The organism is Streptomyces sp. HNM0575, assembly GCF_012726265.1.
GTDB lineage: Bacteria > Actinomycetota > Actinomycetes > Streptomycetales > Streptomycetaceae > Streptomyces.
The window spans coordinates 201300-218665 of record NZ_JAASAG010000006.1 but is presented as its reverse complement, the minus strand read 5'-3'; the positions used below and the strand labels follow the sequence as shown (position 1 = coordinate 218665).

Sequence of the window (17366 nt, the reverse complement as noted above, 5' to 3'; positions counted from 1 at the left end):
TCCAGGGGCCGCGGCCCCGGCCGCAACCGCTCCCTTCCCGTGACGCTTCCGTGACGGGAACAGCGCGCCACCACCACTAAACTCTCCGTCATGCCCATGACCGACGACGGAGTCCCCGTCCACATCATCGGCGCCGGTCCCGGCGGCCTGGCCACGGCCGCGGCGCTGCACGAGCGCGGCATCAGCACCGTCGTACTGGAGAAGTCCCCGTCGGTCGGTGCCTCCTGGCGCGCCCACTACGACCGGCTGCGCCTGCACACCACGCGCCGCTGGTCGGCGCTGCCCGGCCTTCCGATACCCCGCTCGTACGGACGCTGGGTCTCGCGCGACGACTTCGTCCGCTACCTGGAGAGCTACACCGAGCACCATGCCATCGAGGTGGCCACCGGGGTCGAGGTCGACTCCGTCGAGCGGGACGGCACGGACTGGGTGCTGCACGCCAACGGCGGGCGGCGGCTGACCACCCCGGTCGCGGTCGTCGCCACGGGCTACAACCACACCGCGCACCTGCCGCCCTGGCCGGGACGCGACGGCTTCGAGGGTGAGTTGCTGCACGCCTCCCGATACCGCAACGCCCGGCCGTACGCGGGCAAGGACGTGCTCGTCGCCGGCGTCGGCAACACCGGCGCGGAGATAGCCGCGGACCTCGCCGAGGGCGGCGCCGCGCGGGTACGGCTCGCGGTGCGCACCGTGCCGCACATCGTCCGTCGCTCCACTCTGGGCTGGCCCGCGCAGGCCAACGGCATCCTGTGCCGGCGCCTCCCGACGCGGATCGTCGACCGCCTGGCCGCGCGCATGGCGAAGCTGGCCGTGCCGGACCTGTCCGACCGCGGGCTTCCGCGCCCCGAGACCGGGCTGTACACGCGGGCCCGGCAGGGCGCGATCCCCGTGCAGGACGTGGGGCTGATCGCGGCCGTACGGAAGGGCGCCGTGGAACCCGTCGCAGCCGTGGAGTCATTCGACGGGGCGAAGATCCAGCTCGCCGACGGGAGTTCCGCCGCGCCCGACGTGGTCATCGCGGCGACCGGCTACGAGCAGGGACTGGAGGACCTCGTGGGAGGGCTCGGCGTGCTCGACGACGCCGGACGGCCCCTCGTCCACGGCGCACGTACGCATCCGGACGCGCCTGGGCTCCACTTCATCGGCTATACGAATCCGCTCAGCGGGATGCTGCGCGAGCTGTCGCTGGACGCGCACCGGATAGCGAAGTCGGTCGCGAAGGTCACCGCCTAGCAGGTCAGCGCCTAGCAGGTCAGCGCCTGGCAGGGCGCGGGCGAGGCGGAGCGTCCGGGCACCTCCCGGGGCGCCTCCGCCTCGGCAGCGGCGGGCGCCTCGTGCCGCCGGTGCACCGCAAGGCCGCCGCCTCCCGGCTCGATCCAGGGGCGGAGGGTCAGGGCGTCGTCGTAGTCGCCGCCGTTCTCGCTGCGGAAGTCCAGGGGTTCGGCGTCGGGCAGTTCGCGCAGCCGCGCGCGCAGGGCCCGTGCGTACTCACGGTGGCCCGTCTCGGTGAGGCGGTCCGCGCCGTAGACGACGAAGGGTTCGTGCGGGGCCATGCCCGTGTACCAGAAGGTGCCGTGCAGCAGCGGCCACAGCACGTCGTCGACGTACCCGTGTATGCCGCGCGGGCCGAAGCCGGACTCGCGGGCTCCCACCGAGGTGACGATCAGCGCGCGCCTGCCCGCCAGTCCGCCCTCGCCGTAGCGCAGTACGCGTCCGTCGTCGCCGCGCAGCCCGAAGGCGAATCCCTGGACGAGCACGCGGTCGAACCAGCCCTTCATGATGGCGGGCGGCCCGAACCACCACATCGGGAAGTGGAAGACGAGGGTGTCGGCCCAGCGGATCTTGCGCTGCTCCTCGCGGACGTCTTCGCTCTGCGTGCCCGTGGCGTACGCGTGCTCCTGTTCCGCGCCGACCGTCAGCCTGCCCGAGTCGGGGCCCTGCCCGGTCGTGCGTACGTCGCCGACGTCCAGTACGGCCTTCCAGTCCATGGCGTACAAGTCCGAGACCTGTGTCTCGTGGCCGTGGTCCGCCAGTTCGCGCAGTCCCTCACGCATGAGGGAGGCGTTGAGGGAGCGCTGCTCGGGGTGGGCGAATATCCAGAGAACCTTCATGGCTCCGATGCTGCTGCGTCCGCGGCTCACGGACGAGTGGCCGGATGGACAACGTCTGGAAGAATCTGGCCATGACCGCCGCAGCGAGCCCCTCACCGTCCGCTTCCGCCGCGGCGACGGACGCCGCCGGGCCGTTCCGCGGCGACGGACGCCATCGCGTCGCCGTGCTGGTGCGGCCCGGCGTGATGCCGCTCGAACCGGGCCTCGTACACCAGATGTTCGGCGCCGCGCGGAGGCCGGGCGGCTGGACCGTCCGCTGGCGCTGCGGGAGCTGGCGCAGCGGGAGTCGATGAGCGTACGGACGTTCACGCGGCGCTTCCGCGAGGAGACAGGGCTCACGCCGGGTCAGTGGCTGACGCGTCAACGCATCGAGCGGGCACGGCAGTTGCTGGAGGATACGGACATGCCGGTGGACTCCGTCGCGGCGCGCTGCGGCTTCGGTACGGGCGCGTCACTGCGGCAGCACATGCAGGCGGCGCTCGGGGTCACGCCGCGGAGCTACCGTGCGGCGTTCCGCGGCCCGGTGCGGAACTGAACGCCGCGAAGCGGTGCGCAACTGAACGCCGGTCGCGGGCAGCGAACTGACCGGACAGGGCCCCGGCTTCGCCTACGTCCGGCCGGGCGCCCGTATCACCAGGGCCATCAGCGCGGCCGTGCCGCACAGCGCGCCGGACGCGATCCAGGCGACGTCGTAGCTGCCGAAGGCGTCCCTTGCGAGGCCCGTCAGATACGCGACGACCGAGGCGCCGACCTGGTGCGAGGCGAGTACCCAGCCGAAGACGATCGGGCCTTCGTCGCCGAAGTGCCGCCTGCACAGGGCGATCGTGGGCGGGACGGTGGCGACCCAGTCGAGGCCGTAGAAGACGATGAAGAACAGCATCGAGGGGCGCACGCTCTGCGCGAAGAGCATCGGCAGGAAGAGCAGCGACAGCCCGCGCAGCGCGTAGTAGACGGCCAGCAGCCTGCGCGCGTCGAAGCGGTCGGTGAACCAGCCGGAGGCGACCGTGCCCACCAGGTCGAAGACGCCGATCACGGCGAGCAGCGACGCGGCGGCGGGCACGGGCATGCCGTGGTCGTGCGCCGCGGGTACGAAGTGCACGCCGACCAGACCGTTCGTGGACGCCCCGCACACCGCGAAGGTGCCGGCGAGCAGCCAGAACACCCTGGTGCGTGCCGCGGCGTACAGCGAGCGCAGCGCGCGCCTCGCGGCTCCCGGCGGGGCGGGCGGCGGCGTGACGTAGTCCGGTCCGGCGCCGTACGGGAGCAGCCCGGCGTCCTCCGGGCGGTCGCGCAGCACGAACAGGACCAGCGGCACCACCGCGAGGGCGGCGAAGGCCACGGTGAGCGAGGCCGTACGCCAGCCCGGACCCTCCACCAGCAGCGCCACGAGCGGCAGGAAGACCAGCTGGCCTGCGGCGCCGCCCGCCGTGAGGATGCCGCTGACCAGGCCGCGGCGAGCGATGAACCATCGACCGGAGACGGTCGCTGCGAAGGCCAGCGCCATCGATCCGGTGCCGAGGCCGACGAGGAAGCCCCAGCAGAGGACGAGCTGCCAGGTGGCGTCCATGAAGACGGTCAGGCCGCTGCCGGCGGCGATCAGGAAGAGCGCCCCGGAGACGATGCGGCGGATGCCGTAGCGCTCCATGAGGGCGGCGGAGAAGGGCGAAGTGAGGCCGTAGAGAAGGACGTTGACGGAGACGGCGGCGGAGACGGTGCCGTGCGACCAGCCGAACTCGGCGTGCAGCGGATCGATGAACACGCTGGGCGTCGCACGGAAGCCCGCCGCGCCGACGAGCGCGACGAACGACACGGCGGCCACCCACCAGGCGCGATGCACGCGCGGGAGGCGCATGCGCGGAGGCCGGGGCGCGGGCGGTGCGGGCGCGGGCGGTGCCGCCGCGGCCGGGGCGCGGACGCCGGAGGGGGCGGAGGTGCCGGAGGGGGCGGAGGTGCCGGTACCGGTGGAGCCGTGCCCGATCGGGCCGTCGGCTTCTTCGCGTGCGTCTTCGGTCGCTGGTTCGCTCACGGCATCAGCCTCCGCCGGGGGCCGTGGTCGTACGAGTGGCCCGGAAGCCATGTTGTGCGAGGATCGGGCCATGACCGCGACGACGGCCACGACCACCACGACCGACGGGCCCGAAGCGACCGGCGCAACCGGCGCGACCGCCCCGGCACCCGAGGCCCGCGCCACCGAAGGCGCGCCGAGCGCGGAAGCCACCTCGGGCGCCGTCTTCCGCCGCCCCGGGCGGCACCGTGTCGCCGTGCTCGTACGGCACGGCCTGCTGCCCATCGAACTCGGCATCCCCCACCGCGTGTTCGGCCGTTCCTGGGACGAGCACGGTGCGGCGCTGTACGAGGTCGTCACCTGTGCCGTGACGCCGGGACCGGTCCGTACCGACGCGGACTTCACCGTCGACGTCGCACACGGCCCCGAGGCCCTGGCGGAGGCGGACACGGTGATCGTGCCCGCGTCGCACGAGTTGGACGAGCCGTACTCCGGCGGCGGCCTGGAGCCGTCCCTGGCCGGCGCCCTGTCGCTGATCCGGCCGGGCACGCGCATCGCGTCGATCTGCACGGGAGCCTTCGTACTGGCCGCCGCGGGGCTGCTCGACGGGCGCCGCGCCACGACGCACTGGACCTCCTGCGAGCGCCTTCAGCGGCTGCATCCGCAAGTACGGGTCGATCCGGACGTGCTCTATGTCGCGGACGGCGACGTGCTGACGTCGGCGGGCGTCGCCTCCGGCATCGACCTGTGCCTGCACATGGTCCGCGAGGACTTCGGCGCGGCCGTCGCCAACTCCGTCGCGCGGCGCACCCTCGTACCGCCCCACCGGGACGGCGGCCAGGCCCAGTTCATCGAGCGGCCCGTGCCGCAGCCGGGCGTCCACACCACCGGCACCGCGCGCGCCTGGGCGCTGCGCAATCTGGAACTGCCCATCGGCCTGCGGGAGTTGGCGGAGCAGGAGGCCATGAGCGTACGGACGTTCACGCGGCGCTTCCGCGACGAGACCGGGATGAGCCCGCAGGTGTGGCTCACCCGGCAACGCGTCGAGCGGGCACGGCAGTTGCTGGAGGACAGCGCCCTGCCCGTGGAAAGGGTCGCGCGGGACGCGGGCTTCGGCTCGGCTTCGTCGCTGCGGCTGCATTTCCAGGCGGCGTTGGGGGTCTCGCCCAGCTCGTACCGGCGCACGTTCCGGGTCCGTACGGTACGGGCGGAGGCCGGTGACGGCGCGCGAGAGGACGCGGGCGGGGCCATCGATGCGGGCGACGGCAAGGGCGGTGCCGGAGACGCGACGAACATACCGGCCGGTGAGAACGCCGCCTGAGAACGCGCCCGACCCTTACGCGGGTACGGGCCCGTTCGGGCCGCCCACCGCGGAGAACGATTCGCGTCCCGCGGCTTCGCATCCCGCCGCCTGGCCCGCCGGACCGGCGGCCGCGCCGTCCAGTTCGCACCAGATCCGCTTGCCTAAGCCCTCACGCTGCCAGCCCCAGCGGTCCGCGAGACCCGAGACCAGCTCCAGGCCGCGGCCGCCGGTGTCCTCGCCGTACGCATGGCGCTTACGGGGCGGGCAGGTGCTCATGTCCGCGACCTCGACGCGCACCGCTCCCGGAATCTGACGGCCCGGCAGCAGCACCCGGAGCACGGACGGAGTGCCTGCGTGCACGACGGCGTTGGTCACCAGCTCCGAGACCAGGAGCAGCAGCGTCTCCGCGAGCGCCTCGTCACCGCCGATACCGCAGTCGGCGAGCCGCGCCCTGACCCACCTGCGTGCGCGTCCCACCTCGGCCGGATCCGCCCCGATCTCCAACTGCATTTGAAGCACCCGCACCGCTGACACCGTCCGTACTGGCAAGCACATCGCCTCGCGTCGTCATGAGGACACGGATCGTGACCCCGTGGAGAACAGCATGATTGACGCATAGTTGGGGCAACAAGCGCTTCAGGCATATTCCGGCGCAAAGGAGTAGCGATACTGCATACTGCGCGGCATCGCGCGGAAGGTGCGCGGGAATTCACGCGGCAGGGCGCGGCGCGGCGGCAGGAACCGGAGCAGGGGCCGTACGGCGGAGAGCCGCGCGGAAGACCGCGCGGAAAGCGGATGCGTCAGGCCGACAGCGGCCCGGCGGCGGCCTGCTGAGTGGCGCTGGGCAGGTCCGGATAGCAGTCGAAGAGGCGGCGCACGCCGAGTGCCGCCAGCACACGGTTCACATGAGAGCCGTCCTCGGCGCCCTGTGCGGGCAGGATCAGCCGCAACTGCCCTGCGCAGGAACGCATCAGCCGTCTTGACGCGATCAGGACGCCGACGCCGCTGGAATCACAGAAGAGCACTTCCGAAAGATCGAGGACAAGACTGCGCCGCCCTTCGGCGACCGCGTCGTGCACGTGCTGCCGTACGGCGGGTGAGGTGACCAGATCCATCTCCCCGGAGACCCGGAGAACGGCCCACTCCCCTCGCTCCTCCTCGGAGACCTTCAACGACACGTCCTCGCATCCCCTTCGCTCGACTACACCTGCCTGGGCCCTGCGCTTACCGGAATGGTTCCTTCCCTGTGCGGCTGCCCGGCCCCCCACGGTCAAAACGAGCCAGTCACCAGAGCCTATGCGCACGCAGGCCGCTCCTCCCCCGGAATGTTCGCAGTCATACCCGCATAACTCCCTGGCAATTTCAGGTGTGATCGCGGCCCGGCACTGTCTGAGCAATATCGCAACGTGACGGGATCGACACCATCAGCGATCAGCACTGGAGGCACATTGCCGTAAAGAGGCGTGCGTTGTCAGCCCCTCGCACTACATTCGACGTGCCGGGTTGCGAACGGAATCCCGCCGGGAACACGACGGAAGGCCGGCGGGACGGCGGCCGGCAGGGTCACGAGCGGCACGGATTCGGCTGGGAGTCACGATGGCGAACGAGACACCGCAGCGCTGGGACCGGAGGATGCAGCAGCGACTCGCACGTGGTGAGGCCGCCGCCCTGGGCGAGTTGTACGACCGTTTCGCTTCGCTCGTGCACAGCCTCGCCCACCGCGTGCTCGACGACGAGACGGCAACCGACCATGCCACACGCGAAGTTTTCGGCCATATCTGGGAACACCCGCACGACTACGACCCCAAGAAAGGCCTCATGCGTTCCTGGATAGCGGACATCACTCAGGAGATCGCGACCGAGCGGCTGCGCAGACGGCACCGTGCCGAAGGGACGGGGCAGGCGGATTCACGGGCGGAGTCGCAGCCGGATTCACAGGCGGAGTCCCAGAGTTCGCCCCCGGGACCCGGGCCGGCGGACGGGACCGCACCGCCGGACGGGGCCGAACCGGCGGAGCGGCGCGAGCAGTTGGAGGCGATCGAGGAGAAGGTCCGTGCCGCCTCCACCGCCGCCCGCGCGGACTACATCGTCACCTCCATGCCGTCGTCGCTGCGCGCCGCGCTGGAGCTGACGTACTTCCAGCGGCGCGACTACCGCCAGACCGCACGGCAGTTGGGCGTCACGGAGGACGAGGCCCGGCGGCGGCTGCGGCTGGGGCTCCAGCTGCTGTCCTCCGCGACGAGACGCACCGAGCCGGTGCGGCCGAGCGGTCACGGGCACACGCGGTGACGGGCCCGGAGGCACCGTTCACGGGCGGCGACGGCTTTGCGGGGGAAGGCGGTTCGGGAGGCCGCGGCGGAACGCAGGAGGCGCCGGGAGCGCCCGGCGCCGAACAGGACGCGCCCGCCCGGGAGTCGGGCGAGCAGTACGACCACCGACTGCTGAAGTCCCTGCTCGGCGCCTGGGCGCTGGCGGCCTGCTCCCTTGAGGAGACCGCCGCCGTCGAGGCGCACCTGAGCGACTGCGGCACGTGCGCCGACGAGGCGCTGCGGCTGCGGGACGCCGTCGGGCTGCTGCACCCCGAGGACAGCCTGGACCTCGACCCCACGCTTCGCTCACAGGTGCTGAACGGCTGCATGGTGCGGCGCGCGCCGCGCATACCGGTCCCCGAATGGGCCGCGCCGTACGACGCGGAGTCGTCCCGGCTGGACGCGCTGCTGCGCGACATGCAGGGCGCCGAGTGGCTGGCGCCGGTGCTGCTGCGCTGGTTCGACGGGCGGCGGCAGGCGGAGCGCGAGACCACGGTCGGCGGCGTCATCGCCCATCTCCTCGCCGTGGACGGGCTCGTGGCGTCGTCGCTGGGGCTGCCCGATCCGCTGGACTCCCGTGCGGCGAGAGCCGTCGCCGAGCTGCCGGAGGCCGAACACCCGCCCGCAGAGGGGACGTTGGCGCCCGCAGAGGGGACGTTGCCGGGGCCGGAGCCCGCGGGCGCGACAGCGGAGGATCCGGCGTCCACGGCCGGCACCGACGCGGCGGCACGCGGGCTCGCCTCCCGCACCGAGGAGTGCTGGCGCTCCGACGGTGACGTGCTGCGTACGTCCTCGGCCCGCGAGCCGTGGCGGGAGCAGGGCCGCGCCATGGTCCGTACGGTCTCCTTCGCGGGCAGCGGCGTCGCCGGACTCGGCGTCGACTACGGCGACTTCACGCTCCCCGTGCGCGACGCACTGCTCGACCGCGCCTTCGAGTGCTGGATGCACGCCGAGGACATCGCGGAGGCCATCGACTACCCGTACACCGCGCCGCAGGGCGAGCACATGCACCACATGGTCGACCTGGCGGCGCGGCTGCTGCCCGGCACGATCGCCTGGCGCCGCCGTACGGGACTCGCGGGTGCGCCGCGGCGCCTGACCACGGCCGGGGCACCGGGACGCGCGCTGCACCTGGAGGTGGAGGGCGACGGCGGAGGCGACTGGTACATCCCGCTGGACTCGCCCGCGGCGGCGGTGCGCCCGGAGGACGCGGTCGCTCATGTGGCCCTGGACCGCTATGAGTTCTGCCAGCTCGTGGCCGGTCACGTACCGCCGCTGGACACGGCGGCGGGGCAGGACGGCGACCGCGAGGCGGTGCGCGACGTGCTGTTCGCCGCGGCGTCCCTGTCCCGGATGTAGCCGCCGTCCCGGAGGCGGTCGCCGTCCCTGGCACGGGCGCCCGTCACAGACGCAGCCGCACGTATGCGGCCGGGGCGGAGACAGAAGCGGATACCGAGACAGGCGCCGCCGGTTGTGACGCCGGTGGGCGGGTCAGGCGAAGACGACCGTGCGGTGACCGTTCAGGAGCACGCGGTGCTCGCTGTGCCACTTGACCGCCCGCGCGAGCGCCTGGCACTCGACGTCGCGGCCCACGGCGACGAGTTGCTCCGGCGACGCCTCGTGCCCGACGCGCTCGACCTCCTGCTCGATGATCGGCCCCTCGTCGAGCTCCGCGGTCACATAGTGCGCCGTGGCACCGATCAGCTTGACGCCCCGGGCGTGCGCCTGGTGGTACGGCCGTGCGCCCTTGAAGCTCGGCAGGAACGAGTGGTGGATGTTGATGATCCGGCCGGGGAGCTGCTTGCACAGGTTGTCGGAGAGGACCTGCATGTAGCGGGCCAGCACGACCAGTTCGACGTTCTCGTCCTCGATCAGCTTCAGCAGCCTGGCCTCGGCCTCCTGCTTGCTCTCCTCGCTCCCCTTCGCGACCTGGATGTGGTGGAAGGGGACGCCGTACGAGCCGGCCAGGTCCTGGAAGTCGGTGTGGTTGGAGACGACCGCGGCGATATCGACGGGCAGGGCGCCGCTGCGCGAGCGGAAGAGCAGGTCGTTGAGGCAGTGGCCGAAGCGGCTGACCATGAGGACGACGCGCATGCGCTCCCCGCCGCTGTGCACCGCCCAGTCCATGTGGAAGGAGTCGCCGACCGCCGAGAAGCTCGCACGCAGCTTCTCGACCGTCACGCCGGGGTCCGCCGAGAAGTGGACCCGCATGAAGAACAGGCCGGTGTCGTGGTCGCCGAACTGCCGGCTGTCCTCGATGTTGCAGCCCGTCATGAAGAGATAGCTCGACACGGCGTGCACGATGCCCTGCCGGTCCGGGCAGGAGAGCGTCAGCACGTACTGCGCGCGCTCGCCGGGCGCACCGCCGCCGTCCCGCGCCCGGCCCGCCGGACCTTCGCCGGGGCGGGCGGTGGTGTGCTGCGGGCTGTCGGCGGCGTCGTGCGGCTGGCTCATGGGTCAAGCCTTGCACAGCCCTGAGGGGCCTCCCGACCGGCCCCGGCATCCGCGGAACGGCCGGCTCCGCAAGTGGCTCCGCAGGTATTCCGCGGCCGGCTCCGCGAGTGGCGCGGGTGTCCTCCGCGGATGCGGCCGCTCAGACGGAGTGCAACATGATCGCCAGTACGTCGAGCGAGCGGGGCGGCTCGTCCGGGTCCTCCGCGTCGTTGGTCGCGAGCCGCACGTGTGCGTCACGCGCCGCGCGCACCGCCTCGGACCAGCCGTGGTGCTCCATGTACGAGGCGACCGGGGCGTCGGCTCCGACCTGGTGCATTATGCGCAGCACCCGCAGCACGGCGGTGTCGACGAGGGCGGCCTCCTGCGAGTCGCGGAAGATCGTGCCGACGTACTTCTCGGCGGACCAGTTGTCCAGCCAGGTGTCCTCGACCAGGCGGTACACGGCGTCGGTGACGTCGCCGTAGCCGGGGCGGCCCGTCGCCCAGCACTCCTGCTGGAAGGCGGGATCGGAGAGCATGTGCAGCGCCGAGCGCACGTTGCTGCGCCAGCGCCACCAAGGCATGTCATGGACGGGCATGGAGCCCATGTTGGTGGAACGGGGGGTGCGACGGGAAGCCCTCGCCGGATCTCGCTCCGCGGAAGGCCGCTTCACGGGTGCTTGCTGCATGGTTCCCGACCATACGTTCCCCTTCGCGGGCCTCCGACCGCGGCCCGTGCCAGGGGCACGACCGCCGCCCGGCGAGGGATCCGAAGTACCGGCGCACGGACCGGACTTCGGTGCGGGTCAGAGCTGCCCGACCTGCCGCTGCTTCAGCCCGTACTTCTTCGCCGTGGGATTCCACAGCGCCTCCGCCTGCTTCTTGGCGGCCGTCGCCTCACCGCTGGCGCGCGCGCCGAGGCCGACGTGTGCGGTCGGACGGGCCTTGCCCTTGCGGCAGCCCTTCTTGCCCGCGGTCTGGTCGGCCCAGGCCGCGTAGTGGTCGTCGGCCGACGCGGAGGCCTTCCAGGCACGCGTCAGCGAGGACTTCAGCTTGTCCTGGGCCGGGATCTTGTCGGTCTCCAGCTTCCCGAGGCGCGCCACCAGGCTGTTGCGCTGCCCCGCCGCCGCACGCAGATCGTGCGCGGCCTGGCCGAGCTTCTTGCACCTCTTGATGCTCTCGACCGAACGGATCACCGCCGCACGGCTGTTGTTGCTGTCGTCGAGCAGCTTGTCGAGCTCCTTGGCCTGCGCCCGTACGGCGTCGGCGTTCCCGGCCCGCTGATCGGCGGCCGCCGCGGAGGACTTGCTCTTCGGCTTCGCGTCCTTCTCGTTGTCGCCGCTCATCGCGGCACCGGCCACCATGCCCACGCCGGCGACGAGGGCCACGCCGATGCCGATGAGGATGCCGGGCGACATACGGGACATCGCGCTCCGCTCGGCGTTGCGGCGGGCGGCACGGCCCTGCGGCAGCATCTCGCCGGGCTGCCCGCCCTGGCCGTACGGTCCGTACGGGCCGGACGCACCCGGCGCACCGGGAGGACCGCCCGCCGGGCCGCCGGGGCCGGGCTGCCCCGGTGCGGTGCCGAGGCCGCCGACACCGCCGCTGCGCTGACGGGCCGCCGCACGGTCGAAGATCGGCAGGCTCTGTGTCGAACCGGGCTCGCCGGAGGCGCCGTTGGGCGCGCCGGGACCCGAACCCGGCTCGGAGCGGAAGAGGCTCTCGAACCCGGCCGGTGGCTGGGGCTGCTGGTGGGGCTGGCCGCCCACGCCGTTCTGGCCGTTCTGACCACCGTGGCCGCCGGCGGACGACTCGGGCGGCAGCGGCGTACGGAGCTGCGCCGTCGACTCGGGGTCGTGCACCGGCGCCTGACCGGTCTGCGGCGGCAGCATCTGAGTGGCGTCGGCGTCCCCGACGGGCGCCACGGGCGGGGCCTGGCCGCCCGGCTGGTACTGCCCGTGGACGGGCGGCGCACCGGTGATCGGCGGCATGTACTGGGTGGCGTCGGAGGACATCGGCGGCGCGTCGGCGCCCTGGGCGAACTGCTGCGCGCCGGGCGGCTGTTGCGGCGGCAGCTGATGCGGCTGATGCGGCTGATGGGGCTCGTGCTGCGGCGGTTGCGGAGGCTGCTGCTGCGCGGACGGCTGAGTGCCGCCGTAGTACGCCTGGGCGCCCTGCGGCGCCTGCACCGGGGGCAGTCCACCGCCCTCGGACGAAGGCGGCTGCACGGGCGGCAGCGGCATCTCGGCGGAGGGCGGGACCGGAGGCGGCGCGGGGGCCGCCCCGTGTCTTCCGCCCGCGGGGGCCGCCGCCTCCTCGCCGTACCCGGCGGGCGGGAACTGCTGGGACGAATGCGGTTGGGACGGATACTGCTGAGCGGCTTGCTGCTGCGGCGGCAGGCCCGGAGCCTGAGGCTGCTCGGGCGGCAGGGGCTGGTCCGGCGGCGGGGGCAGCGGAGGCGCCGCGGCGCCGATCCCGTTGGTCATCGCGGCCTGCGAGTCCGGGCCCCAGGGCTGGCCCCACGGCTGCCCGGCGGCCGGCTGCCGATGCGTATGAGCGACCTCGCGCTGCTGCTCGGGAGTCCACGGATCGCCGTTCGCCGGCAGCACGACACCCTCGTAGAGGGGCGGGTCGCCCTGTCCACTGTGCGCTGTCACCGGGTCTCCTCGATCGATCAACCGACTGCCAGAACCGACGGGTCACGCTACCGGGTGCCCACAAGGAGCGACCACGCACCTGATGCGGCGACACCAACCCTTCACCTCAGATATGGAACAAACCGGTGCATCAAGGCACTTAGAGGGCGGGCGAGACGTCGAGACGCGCTGTGAAATCTCGTACGACCGGCTCCTTCACAAAAGGCACAAGTCGGCGACGGAAGTCCTCCAGGTACTCGATACCGCGCCCCGAGCGGAGAACCGACAGCAACTCCACGGCTTTCGCCCCGGTTTGGCATGCGTGTTCAAGCTCACGTTTCTGAAGCTGCGCGGACGCCAGCAGGAACGTGCCGATGGCCCTGCGCCGCACCCGGCTCTCCGGATGTCCGGCAAGCGATTCGCCCGCCTGCTCCGCCGCCTCCCGAGGGCGTCCCAGATCGCGGTGGCAGTGGGCCAACTCGTCGGCGAGATAGGCACGGTCGAAGTGCGCGATCCAGACCGGGTCCTCCTCCGGGGAGCGCGCGGCCGCACGCTCCATCGCCGACCGTGCACGGCCCGCCGCCTCGTGGCACGCCCGTACGTCGCCCAGCAGCGCATGGCCGCGTGCCTCGGCCGCGCAGAACATCGCCTCGGTGCGCGGAGTCGCGTGCCCCCGCGCGCCCTCCTGCGCCGCCCGCGCCAACTGGGCGGCCTCGCGCGGGTTTCCGAGGGAGGCCGTCAGGTGGCTCATGCTCGCGGCCAGCACGTAACCGCCGTACGCACGGTCCCCGGCAGCCTGCGCCAGCCGCAGCGCCTGGATGAAGTGCCGCTGCGCCAGGCCGGTCTGGCCGGTGTCGACCGCCATGTAGCCCGCGAGTTCGGTGAGCCGGGCGGCGGCACCGAACAGCGCGCGCCCCACCGGTTCCCTGTAGGAGCCCGTGAGCAGCCCGGAGACCACGCTGTTGAGGTAGTGCACGACGACGGGGCGCACATGTCCGCCGCCGAAACGGTGGTCGAGCTGCGAGAGCGATTCCGTGGTCGCGCGCACGGCCGCCACGTCCGGCATGCCCACCCGCGGGCCCGCGTTGCGCGCCACCTGGCCGTCCGGCGGCGTGATCAGCCAGTCGCGGCTGGGTTCGACGAGCGCGGAGGAGACGACCGTCGCACCGCCGAAGACGCCGCGCCGTCCGATGTCGCTGCGCCACAGCTCGCAGGCCTGCTCCACGGCTCCGGCGACGGTCGGGGCGAAGTGCAGACCGACGCCCATGGCCTGGTTCTTGGCGTCGGCCATCCCGATCTCGTCCAGCGTGACCGAGCGCCCCAGCTTGCGGCCGAGGGCCTCGGAGATGATGGCGGGAGCGCGGCCGCGCGGCTGCTGCCCGCGCAGCCAGCGCGCGACGGACGTCTTGTCGTAACGCAGGTCGAGCCCGTGTTCCAGCCCGCAGAGATTGACGCGGCGGGCGAGCCCGGCGTTCGAGCATTCGGCTTCCTGGAGGAGCGCCTGAAGCTTCTCGTTGGGCTGCCGGGCGACGAGAGGCCGGGCGGCCATGTATCCCCCTCGGGACGACATCGGATGACCACTGCCAGGGACATGTGCCCGTGTCTCAGCCGGACGCACCGCTCGGAAGACGGCGCACCGCAGTGTGCAAGTACCCGCCACGCGGTGCCTGTTGCGTGTGCGCCCCCTGCTGTGCCCCCGTGCGCCCTCCCTGGGCACCGGCACGGTCGGGGTCCTCTCGGTGCCCTTCCGGCCTCGGTGCGGGTCGGGGCGGCGGCGCGTCGGGCGGCGGCGCCCGCCGGGATCAGCCGTCCGCCGGGAGCACCGCCTGAAGGAACGGTTCGACCACGCGGCGCCAGTCCGCCGGCTGGTCGAGATGCATCAGATGACCCGCGTCCGGCACCTCCGCGTAGATGCCGCGCGGCAGCACGCGCACCATCTCCTGCGCCTCCGCGCGGCCCAGTTCGCCTTCGATGCCCCGTACGACCAGCGTCGGGCAGACCACCCGCGCCAGCTCGTCCCAGTGCGCGTCGTGCACCCACGCCTCACGCACGCCGAGCATCTGCCGCCGGGAGAAGACCGGCCACCAGCCGTCGTCCCGCTCGGTCATCACCTCGGCGAAGAAGTCGCCCCGCGAAGGCGTCGGCCGCTCCAGAGAGGGGTCGTCCTCGCCGAACCATCTGCGTACGTCGGCGAGCGTCGCGAACGGCACGGGCCACGACTTGAACCACTCCTCCCACTCGCGCTGCGACTGCTCCCCGAGCGCCGACGCCTTCATGTCGCAGATGATCAGCGCGTGTACGAGGTCGGGCCGCTTCGCGGCGAGCTGCCAGGCCGTGAGGGCGCCCATGGAGTGGCCGATGAGCGCCACGGGCGCGAGCCCCAGCTGCTCGATGGCCGACTCGGCGTCGGCGACGAACTTCTCGCGCGCGTACGGGTCCTGATGCTCCCCGTCGTCGCCGGGCCCGCCGCCGGCGGGTTTCGCGCTGCGGCCGTGGCCGCGCTGGTCGAGGCCCACCGCGCGATAGCGGCCCGACAGCCAGCGGGCAGTGTCGGCCCAGTGGGAGGCGCGCCCCATCAGGCCGTGCAGCAGCAGCACACCCTTCGAACGCGTTAAGGGCCCGGTCTCCTGGGCGCCGTCGGCGGGGCCCGCCTCCGGGCCGCACTTGGGCATGTCGGAGAACTCCCATGCCGCGAGCCGGACTCCGTCCGGTCCAGTCACGTCGAGCCGTCGCACCATACGCTCCGGCACCCCCATTCCTTCTGAACGCTCCTCCACGCTATCGAACTTCTATTCGAACGCGCCGCAGTCCAGTGGAAACCCCTACTTTCGAGTGACTGTTCCCAAGGGTTGATCGCCGGGGGCGTGGAAAGACAGCTACCGGGAGGAGGGCTGACCCCGGGAGCTCGGGGCTCTGGGTCGCCTCAGGGGAAAAAGGGGAGGCGGGGCCCCGGCCGCCGACGGCGCCGGGGCCCTTGTCATGCGGTAGGCCATGCCGTACGGGAGGGCCGCCACCGACGGGCCCGGACCTGAGCCGGGACCTCGGACACGCCAAGTACGCGACGGCTCGGGGCGGTTCGGGTCTGTGGGCCGTCACCGGTCTGTGTGACGTCCCGTCTCCCGCATCGCCGGCCCGCTCGGCCCGCACAGCGCGCTCACCGCGATCCATCGACGGCTCCCCTCCGCCCGTACACACGTGGCCTCAGCGTCGCACGCCGTGTGGCCGGGCACTCGGTCTACCGTAACTTTCGTACCCGCAAGACCCTTTGGGAAGATGTTCCGCTTTCAGCTCGGGCGAACCCGAGAGGCCCAGATGTGGCTGACCTGCTGACGGAGCATCAAGATTCCGGCGGAATCTTTTTCAACTCGCGCGCCGCTGAACGCGCGCTCGGCGCGCGCCGGAGCGGGACCGCCGCACGGCGGGTGAACCCACCGACGGCGCGCACGCTCCACACGCCGCACGGGCCCCGTGGAGCCCCGAGCGGTCCCGTCACGGAGCGGCCACCGGGGCGAGCGCCCCCGCATGCACGGCGGGGCGAAGCACGGCTGGCCCACGGGCCCGCACCGGCCTCAACACCGCCCGCTTACAAGGCAGTTGGACCGGTTCAACCCGGGGGGCCACGGCGCCAAGCGCCCGGCCACGCGACGTACGGACGCGCGTGCGCGCCCCAGGCAGCGGTGCGGCCAAGCGCCCGGGGCACGATCGGCCGCGCACGTCCCCAACAGCGGTGCGGCGCAGGGGCGTTGGAAACAGCCGCACCGCTGCGCCGCGGAACACCGGCGCCGCCAGGCGCCAAGCGCAGAACCGCGAACCGCCGGTTCACACCGGCCGGGCCGCCGGGTGAGCGGTCAGCGGCGGGCCACGAAGACGTGGGCCGCGATGTCCGAGTCCAGCTCGGCCGCCTCGCCGCTGCTGCCGATCTGGACGCCGCCCGTCGCCCCGGCGTTGACGCTGACCACCGCGCCCGGCTGCACTCCCGCGCGCCGCAGCGTGTACATCAACTGCGAGTCCATCTGGATCGGTTCGCCGATGCGGCGCACGACGACGGTCTTCGCGTCGCCGTCCGCCCCCAGGTCCGTCAGGCTGACCATCCCGTCGTCCAGGAACGACTCGGCCTCCGCCTGCTCGCCCAGCTCTTCGAGACCGGGGATGGGGTTTCCGTACGGCGACTCCGTGGGGTGGCGCAGGAGTTCGAGGACGCGGCGCTCGACCGCCTCGCTCATCACGTGCTCCCAGCGGCACGCCTCCGCGTGCACCTGCTCCCACTCCAGGCCGATCACGTCGACCAGCAGGCACTCGGCCAGCCTGTGCTTGCGCATCACGCGCGTGGCGAGCCGGCGGCCCTCGCCGGTCAGCTCCAGATGACGGTCGCCCGCGACCTTCACCAGGCCGTCCCGCTCCATGCGCGCAACGGTCTGGCTCACCGTGGGCCCGCTCTGATCGAGCCGCTCGGCGATACGGGCACGCATGGGGACGACGCCTTCCTCTTCGAGCTCGAGAATGGTGCGGAGATACATCTCCGTGGTGTCGATCAGTCCGGACATGATGCCCCTCGTCGTCGTGCCGGCCG

15 protein-coding genes and 1 pseudogene are annotated in these 17366 nt (G+C 72.6%); 6 read left to right on the top strand and 10 right to left on the bottom strand.

All coding sequences use genetic code 11. The features are described from left to right. Window positions 1–96 precede the first annotated feature (96 nt). On the top strand, window positions 97–1233 hold the full coding sequence (locus HCC61_RS16510) for an NAD(P)/FAD-dependent oxidoreductase (RefSeq protein WP_169136410.1): 1137 nt from the start codon (window positions 97–99) through the stop codon (window positions 1231–1233). An 11-nt stretch (window positions 1234–1244) separates the two neighbouring features. Here HCC61_RS16510 and HCC61_RS16505 read toward each other — a convergent pair whose 3' ends face one another. After that, a complete protein-coding gene (locus tag HCC61_RS16505) occupies window positions 1245–2111 on the bottom strand; it encodes an NAD(P)H-dependent oxidoreductase (RefSeq protein WP_169136217.1) in 867 nt (288 codons plus the stop codon). Window positions 2112–2182: 71 nt separating this feature from the next. Between HCC61_RS16505 and HCC61_RS16500 the strand changes: the two genes are divergently transcribed. Both HCC61_RS16500 and HCC61_RS16495 read left to right on the top strand, forming a co-directional pair. Further along, window positions 2183–2404 carry a hypothetical protein gene (locus tag HCC61_RS16500; RefSeq protein ID WP_169136071.1) on the top strand — a complete coding sequence of 74 codons (222 nt, stop codon included), beginning with the start codon at window positions 2183–2185 and terminating at the stop codon, window positions 2402–2404. Continuing rightward, window positions 2356–2646: pseudogene (locus HCC61_RS16495) on the top strand (helix-turn-helix domain-containing protein); the annotation flags it as partial. The gene HCC61_RS16500 and the pseudogene HCC61_RS16495, both read left to right, overlap by 49 nt. Window positions 2647–2718: 72 nt before the next feature. Here the strand turns inward: HCC61_RS16495 and HCC61_RS16490 are convergent. After that, on the bottom strand, window positions 2719–3963 hold the full coding sequence (locus HCC61_RS16490; RefSeq protein ID WP_240969066.1) for an MFS transporter: 1245 nt from the start codon (window positions 3961–3963) through the stop codon (window positions 2719–2721). Between the two features lie 244 nt (window positions 3964–4207). Between HCC61_RS16490 and HCC61_RS16485 the strand changes: the two genes are divergently transcribed. Continuing rightward, window positions 4208–5437: a helix-turn-helix domain-containing protein gene (locus HCC61_RS16485; protein WP_169136215.1), complete on the top strand. Its 1230-nt coding sequence runs from the start codon at window positions 4208–4210 to the stop codon at window positions 5435–5437. Between the two features lie 15 nt (window positions 5438–5452). On the opposite strand, the gene HCC61_RS16480 is transcribed toward HCC61_RS16485, so the two are convergent. Continuing rightward, entirely contained in the window at window positions 5453–5944 is a 492-nt protein-coding gene (locus HCC61_RS16480; RefSeq protein WP_169136214.1) for an ATP-binding protein, read from the bottom strand. Window positions 5945–6219: 275 nt separating this feature from the next. Beyond that, entirely contained in the window at window positions 6220–6597 is a 378-nt protein-coding gene (locus tag HCC61_RS16475; RefSeq protein ID WP_169136213.1) for an STAS domain-containing protein, read from the bottom strand. Between the two features lie 418 nt (window positions 6598–7015). On the opposite strand from HCC61_RS16475, the gene HCC61_RS16470 reads away from it, so the two are divergent. Together HCC61_RS16470 and HCC61_RS16465 are read left to right on the top strand one after the other, a co-directional pair. After that, window positions 7016–7708: a sigma-70 family RNA polymerase sigma factor gene (locus HCC61_RS16470; protein ID WP_169136212.1), complete on the top strand. Its 693-nt coding sequence runs from the start codon at window positions 7016–7018 to the stop codon at window positions 7706–7708. Further along, window positions 7705–9087, top strand: coding sequence for a zf-HC2 domain-containing protein (locus HCC61_RS16465; RefSeq protein ID WP_169136211.1), 1383 nt, complete (start codon window positions 7705–7707; stop codon window positions 9085–9087). Before HCC61_RS16470 ends, HCC61_RS16465 begins: the two co-directional genes overlap by 4 nt. A 132-nt stretch (window positions 9088–9219) precedes the next feature. On the opposite strand, the gene purU is transcribed toward HCC61_RS16465, so the two are convergent. The 6 genes from purU to HCC61_RS16435 form a co-directional block, all read right to left on the bottom strand. Next, window positions 9220–10182: a formyltetrahydrofolate deformylase gene (gene purU, locus HCC61_RS16460; RefSeq protein WP_169136210.1), complete on the bottom strand. Its 963-nt coding sequence runs from the start codon at window positions 10180–10182 to the stop codon at window positions 9220–9222. 139 nt (window positions 10183–10321) lie between these two features. After that, the gene (locus HCC61_RS16455; RefSeq protein WP_169136409.1) at window positions 10322–10768 is read right to left on the bottom strand and encodes a hypothetical protein; all 447 of its coding nucleotides are present in this window, start codon (window positions 10766–10768) and stop codon (window positions 10322–10324) included. A 198-nt stretch (window positions 10769–10966) separates the two neighbouring features. Next, window positions 10967–12817 (bottom strand): hypothetical protein, encoded by a 1851-nt coding sequence (locus HCC61_RS16450; RefSeq protein ID WP_206322583.1) that lies wholly within the window; start codon window positions 12815–12817, stop codon window positions 10967–10969. A gap of 139 nt (window positions 12818–12956) precedes the next feature. Beyond that, window positions 12957–14345, bottom strand: coding sequence for a transcriptional regulator (locus HCC61_RS16445; RefSeq protein ID WP_169136209.1), 1389 nt, complete (start codon window positions 14343–14345; stop codon window positions 12957–12959). Window positions 14346–14598: 253 nt separating this feature from the next. Beyond that, window positions 14599–15534: an alpha/beta hydrolase gene (locus HCC61_RS16440; protein ID WP_169136407.1), complete on the bottom strand. Its 936-nt coding sequence runs from the start codon at window positions 15532–15534 to the stop codon at window positions 14599–14601. A gap of 1110 nt (window positions 15535–16644) precedes the next feature. Beyond that, window positions 16645–17340, bottom strand: a complete 696-nt coding sequence (locus HCC61_RS16435) for a metal-dependent transcriptional regulator (RefSeq protein WP_169136208.1) — start codon at window positions 17338–17340, stop codon at window positions 16645–16647. Window positions 17341–17366 lie beyond the last annotated feature (26 nt).

What these genes read in the sequence shown, in the direction of transcription:
- purU (WP_169136210.1), bottom strand. Translation starts at nt 10,182, where the DNA reads ATGAGCCAGCCGCACGACGCCGCCGACAGCCCGCAGCACACCACCGCC.
- HCC61_RS16435 (WP_169136208.1), bottom strand. Translation starts at nt 17,340, where the DNA reads ATGTCCGGACTGATCGACACCACGGAGATGTATCTCCGCACCATTCTC.
- HCC61_RS16500 (WP_169136071.1), top strand. Translation starts at nt 2,183, where the DNA reads ATGACCGCCGCAGCGAGCCCCTCACCGTCCGCTTCCGCCGCGGCGACG.
- HCC61_RS16440 (WP_169136407.1), bottom strand. Translation starts at nt 15,534, where the DNA reads ATGGTGCGACGGCTCGACGTGACTGGACCGGACGGAGTCCGGCTCGCG.
- HCC61_RS16455 (WP_169136409.1), bottom strand. Translation starts at nt 10,768, where the DNA reads ATGGGCTCCATGCCCGTCCATGACATGCCTTGGTGGCGCTGGCGCAGC.
- HCC61_RS16470 (WP_169136212.1), top strand. Translation starts at nt 7,016, where the DNA reads ATGGCGAACGAGACACCGCAGCGCTGGGACCGGAGGATGCAGCAGCGA.
- HCC61_RS16485 (WP_169136215.1), top strand. Translation starts at nt 4,208, where the DNA reads ATGACCGCGACGACGGCCACGACCACCACGACCGACGGGCCCGAAGCG.
- HCC61_RS16505 (WP_169136217.1), bottom strand. Translation starts at nt 2,111, where the DNA reads ATGAAGGTTCTCTGGATATTCGCCCACCCCGAGCAGCGCTCCCTCAAC.
- HCC61_RS16445 (WP_169136209.1), bottom strand. Translation starts at nt 14,345, where the DNA reads ATGGCCGCCCGGCCTCTCGTCGCCCGGCAGCCCAACGAGAAGCTTCAG.
- HCC61_RS16510 (WP_169136410.1), top strand. Translation starts at nt 97, where the DNA reads ATGACCGACGACGGAGTCCCCGTCCACATCATCGGCGCCGGTCCCGGC.
- HCC61_RS16490 (WP_240969066.1), bottom strand. Translation starts at nt 3,963, where the DNA reads ATGCGCCTCCCGCGCGTGCATCGCGCCTGGTGGGTGGCCGCCGTGTCG.